Annotated in this window: 13 protein-coding genes; 8 read left to right on the forward strand and 5 right to left on the reverse strand. The window is 54.5% G+C overall.

Annotation, left to right across the window (positions count from 1 at the left end; all coding sequences use genetic code 11):
- Nucleotides 1-1,215, reverse strand: coding sequence for a D-mannonate dehydratase ManD (gene manD, locus INF73_RS01375; RefSeq protein WP_028013004.1), 1,215 nt, complete (start codon nucleotides 1,213-1,215; stop codon nucleotides 1-3).
- 112 nt (nucleotides 1,216-1,327) lie between these two features.
- Complete coding sequence (locus tag INF73_RS01380) at nucleotides 1,328-1,654, reverse strand: YnfA family protein (RefSeq protein ID WP_025757996.1); 327 nt, start codon at nucleotides 1,652-1,654, stop codon at nucleotides 1,328-1,330.
- Between the two features lie 152 nt (nucleotides 1,655-1,806).
- Here INF73_RS01380 and INF73_RS01385 point away from each other — a divergent pair, with 152 nt between their 5' ends.
- Nucleotides 1,807-2,145, forward strand: a complete 339-nt coding sequence (locus INF73_RS01385) for a DUF1283 family protein (RefSeq protein ID WP_008502414.1) — start codon at nucleotides 1,807-1,809, stop codon at nucleotides 2,143-2,145.
- Nucleotides 2,145-2,705: a spermidine N1-acetyltransferase gene (gene speG / locus INF73_RS01390; RefSeq protein ID WP_193541276.1), complete on the forward strand. Its 561-nt coding sequence runs from the start codon at nucleotides 2,145-2,147 to the stop codon at nucleotides 2,703-2,705. The genes INF73_RS01385 and speG overlap by 1 nt, the downstream gene beginning before the upstream one ends.
- Nucleotides 2,706-2,722: 17 nt before the next feature.
- Here speG and INF73_RS01395 read toward each other — a convergent pair whose 3' ends face one another.
- Nucleotides 2,723-3,469 (reverse strand): YnfC family lipoprotein, encoded by a 747-nt coding sequence (locus INF73_RS01395; RefSeq protein ID WP_032644870.1) that lies wholly within the window; start codon nucleotides 3,467-3,469, stop codon nucleotides 2,723-2,725.
- 69 nt (nucleotides 3,470-3,538) lie between these two features.
- Between INF73_RS01395 and INF73_RS01400 the strand changes: the two genes are divergently transcribed.
- From INF73_RS01400 to dmsD, 3 genes are all read left to right on the forward strand, one after another.
- Nucleotides 3,539-3,832: a DUF1161 domain-containing protein gene (locus INF73_RS01400; RefSeq protein WP_193541278.1), complete on the forward strand. Its 294-nt coding sequence runs from the start codon at nucleotides 3,539-3,541 to the stop codon at nucleotides 3,830-3,832.
- Nucleotides 3,833-3,963: 131 nt separating this feature from the next.
- Nucleotides 3,964-6,402, forward strand: a complete 2,439-nt coding sequence (gene ynfE, locus INF73_RS01405; RefSeq protein WP_193547276.1) for a selenate/tellurate reductase subunit YnfE — start codon at nucleotides 3,964-3,966, stop codon at nucleotides 6,400-6,402.
- 92 nt (nucleotides 6,403-6,494) lie between these two features.
- On the forward strand, nucleotides 6,495-7,109 hold the full coding sequence (dmsD, locus tag INF73_RS01410; protein ID WP_028012998.1) for a Tat proofreading chaperone DmsD: 615 nt from the start codon (nucleotides 6,495-6,497) through the stop codon (nucleotides 7,107-7,109).
- A gap of 35 nt (nucleotides 7,110-7,144) precedes the next feature.
- Here dmsD and INF73_RS01415 read toward each other — a convergent pair whose 3' ends face one another.
- A complete protein-coding gene (locus INF73_RS01415) occupies nucleotides 7,145-8,875 on the reverse strand; it encodes a SulP family inorganic anion transporter (RefSeq protein WP_193541280.1) in 1,731 nt (576 codons plus the stop codon).
- A gap of 233 nt (nucleotides 8,876-9,108) precedes the next feature.
- Complete coding sequence (locus INF73_RS01420; RefSeq protein WP_048956351.1) at nucleotides 9,109-9,945, reverse strand: MipA/OmpV family protein; 837 nt, start codon at nucleotides 9,943-9,945, stop codon at nucleotides 9,109-9,111.
- A gap of 203 nt (nucleotides 9,946-10,148) precedes the next feature.
- On the opposite strand from INF73_RS01420, the gene INF73_RS01425 reads away from it, so the two are divergent.
- The 3 genes from INF73_RS01425 to INF73_RS01435 all read left to right on the forward strand — a co-directional run bounded on the left by INF73_RS01425 (nucleotide 10,149) and on the right by INF73_RS01435 (nucleotide 12,831).
- On the forward strand, nucleotides 10,149-10,826 hold the full coding sequence (locus INF73_RS01425) for a response regulator (RefSeq protein ID WP_028012995.1): 678 nt from the start codon (nucleotides 10,149-10,151) through the stop codon (nucleotides 10,824-10,826).
- A complete protein-coding gene (locus tag INF73_RS01430; protein ID WP_193541283.1) occupies nucleotides 10,826-12,214 on the forward strand; it encodes a HAMP domain-containing sensor histidine kinase in 1,389 nt (462 codons plus the stop codon). The genes INF73_RS01425 and INF73_RS01430 overlap by 1 nt, the downstream gene beginning before the upstream one ends.
- A 137-nt stretch (nucleotides 12,215-12,351) precedes the next feature.
- Nucleotides 12,352-12,831, forward strand: a complete 480-nt coding sequence (locus tag INF73_RS01435) for an Rrf2 family transcriptional regulator (protein ID WP_028012993.1) — start codon at nucleotides 12,352-12,354, stop codon at nucleotides 12,829-12,831.
- Nucleotides 12,832-12,863 lie beyond the last annotated feature (32 nt).

A 12,863-nucleotide genomic window follows, 5' to 3' on the forward strand; every position in this document is an offset into this window, starting at 1 on the left:
TTACCAGTTCCACAGCGTGCCGTCTTCGAGACGGGCCACCGGAAGATAGGCCGGATCGTACGGGTATTTCGCCGCCAGCTTTTCATCAAACTCAATGCCCAGCCCCGGCTTCTCGCCCGGATGCATATAGCCGTTATCAAAGCGCCAGCTGTGCGGGAAGACTTCCAGCATCTGTTCAGAGTATCCCATATATTCCTGCACGCCGAAGTTCGGCACCCACAGGTCGAAATGCAGTGCGGCCGCGTGGCAGATCGGCGACAGATCGGACGGGCCGTGCGAGCCGGTACGCACCTGATAGAGCGACGCGAAGTCCGCGATGCGGCGCATCCCGGTGATCCCCCCCGCATGGGTGATAGTGGTGCGGATATAGTCGATAAGCTGCTCTTCAATAAGCTGCTTGCAGTCCCAGATGCTGTTAAACACCTCGCCCACCGCAATTGGCGTGACGGTATGCTGGCGGATCAGGCGGAAGCACTCCTGGTTTTCCGCAGGCGTTGGGTCTTCCATCCAAAACATGCGGAACGCTTCGATACTCTTGCCGAAGCGCGCCGCTTCGATGGGCGTCAGGCGGTGGTGCATGTCGTGCAGGAGATGCTCATTGAAGCCAAATTTACTGCGCACCGCGTCAAACAGTTTTGGCGTGAAATCGAGGTATTTCTCGGTGGACCAGAGCTGCTCTTCCGGCCAGTCGCCTTTAGTGGCGGGCTCGTAGGCCAACCCCTTCCCTTTAGCCATGCCGTAGGTGGTTTTCATACCCGGCACGCCGCACTGAACGCGGATCGCCTTAAAGCCCATCTCCTTATGGCGGGCGTAATCTTCCAGCACGTCGTCAATGGTATGGCCGGTGGTGTGACAGTAGACCATCACCCCTTCACGTGAGGCGCCGCCCAGCAGCTGGTAGAGCGGCATGTTGGCCGCTTTGGCTTTGATATCCCACAGCGCCATATCCACGGCGGAGATGGCCGACATGGTGACCGGACCGCGACGCCAGTAGGCGCCTTTATAGAAGAACTGCCAGATGTCTTCGATGCGGTGCGCATCGCGGCCAATCAGCTGGGGGCAGAGGTGATCCTTCAGGTAAGAGGCCACGGAGAGCTCACGCCCGTTCAGCGTGGCGTCACCGAGGCCAACGATCCCTTCATCGGTAGTGATTTTAAGGGTGACAAAGTTCCGCCCCGGGCAGGTAACAAACACGTCAGCCGCGACAATCTTCATAATTCCTTTCCTTACATCGTTCGTTGTGATGCTGGAAATTTACCCATCAACCCTACTACCATACAAGTATAATGATCATAAAATCAGCTAACGATCACAAAACCCGGGGGGCTCAAGCACGGCCCCATCCCGCCACAATAATCAGCATACCGCACAGGGCAATCAGCGCCCCGGCCCAGTCATATGCGCTGAGTTTGACGCCGTCCACCACGCGCAGCCACAGCAGCGCCGTGCAGACATAGACGCCGCCGTAAGCCGCGTAAACGCGCCCACTGGCCGCCGGATGCAGCGTTAACAGCCAGACAAACAGAGCCAGCGCGACGCCCGCCGGGATCAGCAGCAGTGCGCTTCCCCCCTTCTTCAGCCAGAGCCAGGGCAGGAAGCAACCGATGATTTCGCATAGCGCGGTGGCAAAAAAAAGCAGCGTCGTTTTGAGCATATTTCACGTCAGGTGAGGATTTATTTAACCATCATACCTGATGATGCCCTTTACTTTTCCATACTTGCTCCGCGGGTATGCCGTTATTGCTCTTTGGTGTAGAATCTGAACGGGGAAACTTGCTCATCTGCACCCATTTAAAAGGAAACGCTATGACTACATTAAGCAAACGCCTTTGTCTGACAGCCCTGCTGGCGCTTTCATCGTTCGCCTTTGCCGCCTCTGCGACAGCGGAAACCAGCAAGCTCATTATTGAGTCTGGTGACAGCGCGCAAAGCCGCCAGAACGCCGCGATGGACAAAGAACAATGGAATGACACCCGCAGCCTTCGTCAGAAGGTCAACAAACGTGCTGAAAAAGAGTGGGACAAAGAAGATGTCGCCTTTGACGCACGCGATAAGTGTCAGCAAAGTGCGAACGTCAATGCCTACTGGGAGCCGAACACCCTGCGCTGCCTGGATCGCCGCACTGGTCGTACGGTAGCCCCATAATGTCGGCGCCCTGTGACGTAAAGCTCCGGCCGCTGGAGCGTGAAGACCTGCGCTTTGTCCACCAGCTCGACAATAACGCCAGCGTGATGCGCTACTGGTTTGAAGAGCCGTACGAGGCCTTTGTCGAGCTGTCGGATCTTTACGACAAGCACATTCACGATCAGAGCGAGCGTCGTTTTGTGGTGGAGTGTGAAGGCGACAAAGCCGGGCTGGTGGAGCTGGTTGAGATCAACCACGTTCACCGCCGGGCGGAGTTCCAGATCATTATTTCGCCGGAGCACCAGGGGAAAGGTCTGGCCTCCCGGGCGGCGAAGCTGGCGATGGATTACGGTTTCAACGTTCTGAATCTCTACAAGCTTTATCTGATCGTGGATAAAGAGAACGAAAAAGCGATCCATATCTACCGCAAGCTGGGCTTTATGGTAGAAGGCGAGCTGATTCATGAGTTCTATATCAACGGTGAATACCGCAACACCATCCGCATGTGCATTTTCCAGCATCAGCATCTGGCCGGTCACAAGCCGTCAGGCGCCAGCCTGCTGAAACCAACCGCGCAGTAGCCTGCGCCGTTTCATTCTCAGTAATACTCAATCGTGTTTTTGATGGTGTACTTGCGCTCAACGGCGGGTTTGACGCTGTCATCCGTGATCGTCAGATCGCAGCTCACCGGGTTATTGTGGCGATCGTAGTCGCAGCTTTGCGTCACGTTGCCCAGCGGCTTATCGTTTAACAGGCTCACGGCCGAGTAATCCATTCTTTTGCGCAGATCCTTAGACGGCGTCGACTGTACCGATAAATGCTGATCTCCGGAGACGGTGGTTTTGCCCAGCGGGTAGCCATCCGCATCGTAGCGGTACTTCACCTCCATCTCTTTACCATGTGCGGCCACCACGAAGCCGTTGTCGTCGGTATCCCACGTCACCCCGGCTGACGGCAGTTCGGCCAGCTGGCATTTGCCCTGCAGCTTCACCTTACGCTGCTGGGTTTCTGCATCGATGTAGTAGTTTGCATCCAGCACCAGCGCTACGCCCGTGTTAGCCTCCAGGTCGTGCAGCTCCAGCGTATCGAAACACCCTTCCGCCGACACGGTGCCGGTGACCCGTTTGGACACTTCACCCTTCTCGTTGAACAGCGTCTGGGTAAAATCCTTGACCGGGCCGCGAAGAGGGTCGAAATCAAATTCGTTCGAAAAACTCGCCATCTCGGGCGTAAACGACAGCGGCGCGGAGTTGTTATCACACCCTGCGAGAGTAGCTGCCAGGAGCGTTATCGCTGCATATTTCTTCACATTCTTTACCAATACAGAGAGATTATTCCCAATCATATTAGCAAATACAGTTGTTTACACGAAGCCTGCTAAAATTAATCTCTACACAGAGAAAAGGAGCTACAGATGAAACGGTTACCCTGGATTACCGCCCTGCTGTTAATGAGTGCCTCAACGGCCGCGCTGGCGGCACCGGACTCCTGCGAGCGCGTGAAAAGCGACATTCAGCAGAAGATCATCAACAACGGCGTGCCGGAGTCAGGTTTTACGCTGAACATTGTGCCGAACGATCAGGCTGACCAGCCGGACGCTCAGGTGGTGGGCCACTGTGCCAACGACACCTTTAAAATTTTGTACACCCGTACGGGCAGCGGGGCGGCGTCCGGCAATCAGGATAATGCGCCGGCTGAAACTCAGTAAATCACCGTCAATCCCCTTTGATTTGACAAGGATTAATATTTAATACCTCCAAATAAGTAACACTCACCCCATCATTAGCCCGGTTATCATTTCGGGAAAAATAATACGTAATCACAATGGTGGGGTGAGCCATGTCCGATATCGAACATCACGGCGGGATTAGCCGTCGAACACTCGTGAAATCTACGGCGATAGGTTCTCTGGCGCTTGCCGCTGGCGGAATTTCGTTGCCTTTTGGACTGAAAAGCGCCGCAGCCGCGGTACAAAATGCAATGAAACCGGCAGAAGATAAAGTGGTCTGGGGCGCCTGTTCGGTCAACTGCGGCAGCCGCTGTGCGCTGCGTCTGCACGTCCGCGATGACGAAGTGTACTGGGTCGAAACGGATAACACCGGTGAGGATATCTACGGCAATCACCAGGTCCGGGCCTGCCTGCGCGGGCGCTCCATTCGCCGCCGCATCAACCACCCTGACCGTCTGAACTACCCTATGAAACGCGTGGGTAAGCGGGGTGAAGGCAAGTTCGAGCGCATCAGCTGGGACGAAGCGCTGAACGTCATCACCGCCAGCCTGAAAGACGTGGTCAGCAAGTATGGCAACGAAGCGGTGTATATTAATTACTCCTCCGGGATTGTCGGCGGCAATATCACCCGCTCCTCCCCTTACGCTTCGCTGGTGGCGCGCCTGATGAACTGCTACGGCGGTTTCCTGAGCCACTACGGCACCTACAGCACGGCGCAAATCGCCTGCGCGATGCCTTATACCTACGGCAGCAATGACGGCAACAGCACCTCGGATATCGAAAATACCAAACTGGTGGTGATGTTCGGCAATAACCCGGCGGAAACGCGCATGAGCGGCGGCGGGATTACTTACTATCTGGAGCAGGCCCGCGAGCGTTCTAACGCACGTATGATTGTCATCGACCCGCGCTACACCGATACGGCAGCCGGACGCGAAGACGAGTGGATCCCGATCCGTCCGGGTACCGATGCCGCCCTGGTGGCGGGGATTGCCTGGGTATTGATCGACGAAAACCTGGTGGACCAGCCGTTCCTGGACAAATACTGCGTTGGCTACGACGAAAAAACGCTGCCGGAAGGTGCCCCCGCGAATGGTCACTATAAAGCGTATATTCTCGGCCAGGGTGAGGACAACACGGCGAAAACGCCGGAGTGGGCCTCGCGCATCACCGGCATTCCTGCAGACCGCATCATTAAACTGGCCCGCGAGATTGGATCCGCGAAGCCGGCCTATATCTGCCAGGGCTGGGGACCACAGCGTCAGGCGAACGGTGAACTGACCTCCCGCGCCATCGCGATGCTGCCGATTCTGACCGGCAACGTGGGGATCAACGGCGGCAACAGCGGCGCCCGTGAGTCGACCTACACCATCACTATCGAACGTATGCCGCTGCCGGAAAACCCGGTCAAAACGCAAATTTCCTGCTTCAGCTGGACGGACGCCATCGCCCGTGGCCCGGAAATGACCGCTCTGCGCGACGGGGTACGCGGTAAAGATAAGCTGGACGTACCGATTAAGTTCATCTGGAACTACGCGGGCAACACCATTATTAACCAGCACTCCGATATCAATAAAACCCACGATATTCTGCAGGACGAAAGCAAGTGCGAAACCATCGTGGTGATCGACAACTTTATGACCTCATCGGCGAAGTACGCCGATATCCTGCTGCCAGATTTAATGACAGTCGAGCAGGAAGACATTATCCCTAACGATTACGCAGGGAACATGGGTTACCTGATTTTTCTCCAGCCCGTGACCGCGCCGAAGTTTGAGCGCAAGCCTATCTACTGGATCATGAGCGAAGTGGCGAAACGCCTCGGACCGGATATCCATCAGAAATTTACCGAAGGGCGAACGCAGGAAGAGTGGCTGCAGTATCTGTATGCCAAAATGCTCGCAAAAGATCCCACACTGCCGTCCTATGACGAGCTGAAAAAAATGGGCATCTATAAGCGCAAAGATCCGAACGGACACTTTGTGGCCTATAAAAAATTCCGCGAGAACCCGGAAGCCAACCCGCTGAAAACGCCCTCAGGCAAGATTGAAATTTATTCCAGCACGCTGGCGGATATTGCGGCGACCTGGGAGCTGGCAAAAGATGAGACCATCAGCCCGCTGCCCGTCTACGCATCCACCTTTGACGGCTGGGATGCGCCCGAGCGCGCGCAGTTCCCGCTGCAGCTGTTTGGCTTCCATTTTAAAGCTCGCACCCACTCGAGCTACGGTAACGTCGACGTGCTGCAAGCGGCCTGCCGCCAGGAGGTCTGGCTGAATCCCGTTGATGCCGCGAAACGTGGCATTAAAAACGGCGATACGGTGCGCGTCTTTAACGATCGCGGTGAGGTGAGAATAGAAGCCAAAGTCACGCCGCGCATCATGCCAGGCGTAAGCGCCATGGGCCAGGGAGCCTGGCACGATGCCAATATGAATGGCGATCGTATCGACCACGGCTCGTGTATCAACACCCTGACCACGCACCGCCCGTCACCGCTGGCAAAAGGCAACCCGCAGCACACCAATCTGGTGCAGATTGAGAAGGTGTAAGGGGTGAATTCTATGACCCTGGTTTATGCTTTGGTCTGTATTAATGGTTAATCACGTCGCGCGGACATAACCGCGCGAGCAAGGAAGGTTTAATGAAAGACGTCTCACACCGTGACTCGTTCGCGTTCAGCGCCCGCGTACTGGGCGCGCTGTTTTACTTCGCCCCAGACAGCGAGCAGACAGCCCCGCTGGTGCAGGCACTTACCGCTGGCGAATGGATAGAGGACTGGCCCCTGCCGCCGGAAACGCTGCTGCCCGTTGCCGAAACCTTTGCTTCATCTTCCGATGAGCCGCTGACGGATGCCTGGCAACGGCTGTTTATTGGTCCTTATGCCCTGCCCGCTCCGCCGTGGGGTTCCGTCTGGCTGGACCGTGAATCCGTGCTGTTTGGCGATTCAACCCTCGCGCTGCGCCAGTGGATGCGGGAAAACAATATCGCGTTTCAGATGCAGCAAAATGAACCGGAAGATCATTTCGGCACCCTGCTGCTGCTGGCGGCATGGCTGGCCGAGAATGGCCGCGAGTCGGAGTGCGATCGGCTTCTGGCGTGGCATCTGCTGCCGTGGAGCACTCGCTTTCTGTCGGTGTTTGTCGACAACGCCGGGCATCCGTTCTATATCGCGCTCGGCAGGCTCGCGCAGCTGACGCTGGCGGACTGGCGATCGGCGTTGGTTGTTCCGGTTGCGGAAAAGACGCTGTACCGCTAAGGGATATGGCTTGCTCGCGAGTGGCGAGCAAGCCTTTAACCAGGGTTTGGTTGTGCATCACCACCTAATTCACTCACACTCTCTTTGCTTTGAATGAACCGGAGTGCCAAATAGAGGTCTGGCGCCAGAATCATGTCATCATCATTCATCGTTGGCCGACTTTCTTTAAACCAACGTGTTAATTCCGTTTTCCTGCCCGCAAGGATTAACATAATCTGTCGGGCTTTCAGGTCACGCTTTAACTCATTAATGGTTGCCAGGACACTGATATCTGAATAGGTGAAGCAAGCCACGGCATCAATAACCACCCATTTAGGTTGTAATGCTGCACCATCAACCAGGTTCAATACCCGACGTTTAAAATAAGCCACATTAAAATAGGTCAACGGTGAGTTAAATCGATACATCAGCACGCCCGGGACCATTTTAATATCGGTTGTATTCCCTAATGAGTGGATCATTCCATTTTCGTCAGTCCCCAGTAAGTGCTCAGAGGGACGAAATACCGTACGCAGGAACTGTAACAGGCCAAGCAACACCGCAAGGCCGATCCCCTGGATTACACCGATGATTAAAACACAGCCAAACGTAAAGAAGGCCAGGCGAAATGCCTGTTTATTTCTTCGCCTCAGGTTCCATAACCCACGTAAATCAATTAATGACCACGATGCATACATTAGAACAATACCTAATGCAGATACCGGAATAAATTGTAATGGCTGCGTGAAAAATACCACCACTAAACCTATCAGTAAGGCCGCGACTATGGAAACCAGCTGACTTTTCCCCCCAACGGAATCATTAACCGCGGTCCGGGAATCGGCTCCACTGATGGCAAATCCCTGAGATAGCCCAGACATAATGTTCGCAATACCCAGTGCCCGGAACTCTGCATCAGCATTAATTTCATAGCCATTTTTCGCGGCGAAACTGCGAGCGGTCAGCATCAGACTGACAAAACTCACTAAAGCCAGGTTCAGCGCCGGGATCACTAATTCTCGCATCGGACCGGGCTGGAACGCACCCCAGTTAACGACGGGTAAACCAGGCTGGAAGCCATCCCCCCCAATCGTGGCAATACCATACTGTTGCGCAGATGTTCCCCATACCAGTATCGTTGTTATCACAATGGCAATCAGAGGTGCTGGCCAGTTGCTGCGATACGTTTTGATAACCATTAAAATAATTAACGTTAAAAGTGATATCCCTATTGTTAATACATGGCTGTCTAAAAGTCGGCCTGGCAAGGCCAGTATTTTCTCAATAACCTGCGCTTCATCGAGCTTGATCCCCAAAACCTTGCCTAATTGCCCGACAATAATCGTCACGGCTACGCCATTAAGCAACCCTGTAAGAATGGGATGAGAAAGGAGATCGGCAAGTGCACCCAGATGGAATTTACTGGCAAGCAGGCACCACCCGCCCATCATCAACGTCATGACGATCGTCAGTTGCCAGTGCAGTTCAGGATTGCCTGCAGAAAGAGGAAACACGACGGCTGCAATCACGGCACAGGTCGTTGCATCAGGGCCAACAATAAGCTGACGTGAAGAACCAAACAGTGCATAAGCTATCATCGGTAAAACGCAGGAATAGAGCCCCACTATTGCCCCAACACCCGCCAATTCAGCATAAGCAATAGCAACGGGTAGCGCTACAGCCGCAACGGATAATCCAGCTTTAACATCATGTTTTAGCCAGCTTTTATCGTAGGCTAACAAATTTTGTAACCCTGGCATGTACTTTAACAATAATTTTCCGAGCACTTTATTCTCCGGACAGGGATTATAGCCACGTAATATTGGCACACTTCTCAGTGAGGTTATGGTTTCCAAATGCTCCGGAGTCAGGTCGATGCCTCTCAGTTTTTGATAAAGCGTCAGTCAACTCATTATTCTGACTGCTGTTAAACATCATTTAAAAACTACCGCCCCATCATCTTTCCGGGGCGGTTCAAATTCGTCGCTATTGTGCGCTCATATTTATAAGCAACCTGCAATCAGAAACTGTACGTCACCTTCAGGCTTCCCGTTGGCGACGTTTTACGTTGCACGATCGGGCTATCACCCGCATCCCCCGTCAACTGCGTTACGCCCGCGGAGGTGAGAACGCTCCAGCGCGAGGTGAGCCTGTAGGTCCAGTCAAGGTTCATCGACCAGGCGTAAATTCCCGCTCCGGCGTCATGTCGGGCAAATCCCGATGCGGCGGACTGGGCAGCATTAACCCCGTAGTACGTTTGCATGTACTTGCCGGAACCCCAGCTGCCCGTCAGCCCCAGCGTCACCGCATTTTTCGACGATGTGTAGAGCGGGCTGGAAATGCCGAAATGCACCGCCTCACCGTTGTCTCTCTCAGAAACCGGGATCTCAGCCTGCAGCTGCAGATTGAGCCAGTCGGTCACCTTATACCCCAGACCCGGCACCACGATAGCGGAACCTTTGATATCGCCCATCCCCCGCAGGTAGTCGCTGCCGGAGCTGATCGAATCACTGCTCACGTCTTTATCTTTACGGCCTGTTCGGTAGCTCACTGCGGCGTTGTAATCCAGGTTGCCAATGTTGTTTCCGTAACCGATACCCCGCGTGGTGCTGATAAAGAAACCATTTGCCATGGAATAATCTACTACCTGAGCTGCCGAGACCCGGCTTTTATCCGAACCCGAGTAGCGTGGCGCGACGTCCACGCCTCCCCCCAGGGTTAAGACATTGCCCTGTTTCTGCTCTGCCGCCAGTACCGGGGTAGCCAGTAACGCCAGAATAACGCCCGGCACGATGTTTTTCAGTCTGCGGCTCGGAAGTAAATAGGGGAAAGAATGACGCAGTTCGATGTTACTCATTGAAGAAGTCCTTTGGATTCAAATGATTGCAATGCAAGCGGTTTACACGCCAGAGCACTCATTCTGAATACTCACCCTGAGGTTCTTATGAGCCGAAAATGAAGAAACGCTGAAGCGCGTGCGGGCGCTGTCAACCGGACGGATTTCCTGCTACTGTTTTTTTCTTAAGTTGTTCTTCATTCACTGTTGATACAGTTACCAATGTGAAAATCTTACTAATCGAAGACGACCTGGATCTCGGCAATGGCGTACGTATCGCCCTTTCAGATCAAGGATTTGATGTCATATGGGTTCGCCGTAAAGAGGATGCGCTGCATCAGCTTGAGGTCGGCGTGCCGGAACTTATTCTGCTCGACCTGGGGCTGCCCGACGGCGACGGCATGAGCCTGATGACGCGTTTGCGCCAGCAGCTTAAGGGGATCCCCGTCATTATCCTGACGGCGCGAGGCACCCTGCAGGATCGCCTGTGCGGGCTGGATGCTGGCGCAGACGACTATCTTGTCAAACCCTTCGTTCTCGCCGAACTGCTGGCGCGAGTCAGAGCCCTTGCGCGACGCAGCTACGGTTTTGAAAATGAAGCGATAGAAATCAGGAGCTTATCGCTTCATATCCCGACGCGTCGCGTAACGGTGAACGCGCGTCACGTTGAGTTGACGGCCAGTGAATATGCGCTGCTTGAAACGTTGATGCTGCGCGCTGACCGGGTGATCACGCGGCGGTTCCTGGAAGAGAGGATATTTGGCGCGAAGGAAAATCTCAGCAATGCGCTCGACGTGCATATGGGGAATTTGCGGCGAAAAATTGGTGACGGCTATGTACGAACGGTGCGGGGCGTCGGGTATGTCATTGATACCGTCGCTATCCAGAAGGTGACAGATTAATGCGAAATGTCTGGCACCAACTGAGGCGCCCAACGCTGGTACGGCGAATTATCATCGCCCAGATGCTGCTGCTTACCCTGCTGTGGTGTCTTTTTTTAACCTTTATTTTATTGGAAGACCTGCGTAGCCCTCCGATACTCACGGGAAGTAAGACTTACGAAACCATTTTTACTCTGGTTGATCTCAGTGACGAGCACCCGCAGGATCGTAATGATGTCCTGGAAGCCTTCAGCAAAGCGTTGCGGGAAGGCTATGGCGGCGGTGAAGATCCGGAGCTGTCGATTAACCTGATCGTTCGCAAAAGCAACGAGGTTATTTTCTCTTCTGATGGTGCACCTACGGGGGTAAAAAACACCAGACTGGGCGAAATGCAGCGCGTTCAGAGTGAAGGTCACGCCTGGACGAGCCGCACGCTTAAATCCCCCCACTCCGACGTGGAGGTTACCCTTTTCACCCCTGCCGGAAGCTGGAACTTCTTTATCTACCTGAACTCGCGGGGCTACTACATTATGCCGCTGCTGGTGTGCATTCCTTTTCTTCTTTTTCCTGCGTGGCTGTCAATCCGCATTGCGATGCGCCCCTGGAGCAAGGTGGTTAATGAGATCTCATTACGTTCGCCTGACGATCTCTCCCCTTTAAAGGCCGTTCCCGGGCATAAGGAGCTCCGCCAGATGGTGGACGCGATAAATGATTTTCTTGCCAGAGTGCGGGAAAGCGCGGAACGCGAACGGGTATTCATTGCGGACGCCGCGCACGAGCTGCGTACGCCGCTGGCCGCGATGCGCATCAACGTGGAGGCGCTGCAGTCCTGGGTGAGCAGCGAGAGCCAGCGGCAGCTGCTTGCAGGAATTGTGCGCAGCAATAGCCGGGCGGCCCGTCTCGTCAACCAGCTGCTGCTGATGATGCACAGTGAAGCGCGCATTGACACCGCGATGGAGCCCGTGCCGCTAACCTCGCTCATACAAGAGCGGATGGCTGCGCTGGAGCCGCTAGCGTCCGGGCGCAAGATTGAGCTGGAATTCTTCGCTGAGGATGAGATTTGGATCGCTGGCGTCAGGGAGCGTCTGATGTCGCTTATAGACAATCTCATTGAAAACGCCGTGAAGTACAGTCCTGAGGGCGGGCGGATTCAGGTAGAGGTACGCCCAGCAGATAAATCAGCCCAGCTACGCATCTCCGATCGGGGGCCGGGTATCCCGGTTGAATTGCGCGAGCGCGTATTCGACCGGTTTTTCCGCGATCCCAATCAGCTCCAAAGCGGGAGCGGACTAGGGCTTGCCATTGTCAAAGCCGTTGCACAGCAGCACGGCAGCAGCGTAAACCTGAGTACTTCCGCAGAAGGTGGCCTGCTGGTGACGGTTGACTTCCCGAACCGCACGTATAGCTAAACCGGAACAGGGTGTTTGATCGCAAATGCCGCAGATTGCTTCAAAAAAATTACCGTATTTGTTATATTGTTGTTTATTGCTTATTCACCTCTGCGGTGCCAAAAAGAACAAGATTCACCGCAACCCAGGAAAGAGAAATGTTAGATTACCGCTTCCCGACAGCTTTGCAGATGGTTCTCAGCGTAGCGATGGCGGAGCAACTAGGTGAACGTTCGACGAGTGCGATTCTGGCCTACGGCCTGGAAGCCAACCCGAGCTTTATCCGCAAATTGATGGTTCCACTCACGCGTGACGGCATTATCGTCTCAACGCTTGGCCGCAACGGCTCAATTCATCTTGGACGTCCGCCGGAAGAGATTACCCTGCGCGATATCTACCTTTCAGTCACCGAAGATAAAAAACTTTGGGCGTCGCGCCCGGACGTGCCGGCCCGCTGCGTGGTCAGCGCGAACGCCTGCTGGTACTTCAAATCTATTTCCGAAGAAGCAGAGCAGGCCTCGCTCGCGGTATTAGCGCGCCACACCGTGGCAAGCGCGCTGGACGAGGTCAAAAAAGCCGATACCAGCGGGTGCGATCCTTTACCTGAACTGATTGCCCAGTACAAAAAAGCCCAGTAATTTACGCAAAAAAAAACCGCCCTCATAGTGAG

The organism is Enterobacter cloacae complex sp. P6RS, assembly GCF_014982245.1.
Taxonomy (GTDB): Bacteria; Pseudomonadota; Gammaproteobacteria; order Enterobacterales; family Enterobacteriaceae; genus Enterobacter; species Enterobacter bugandensis.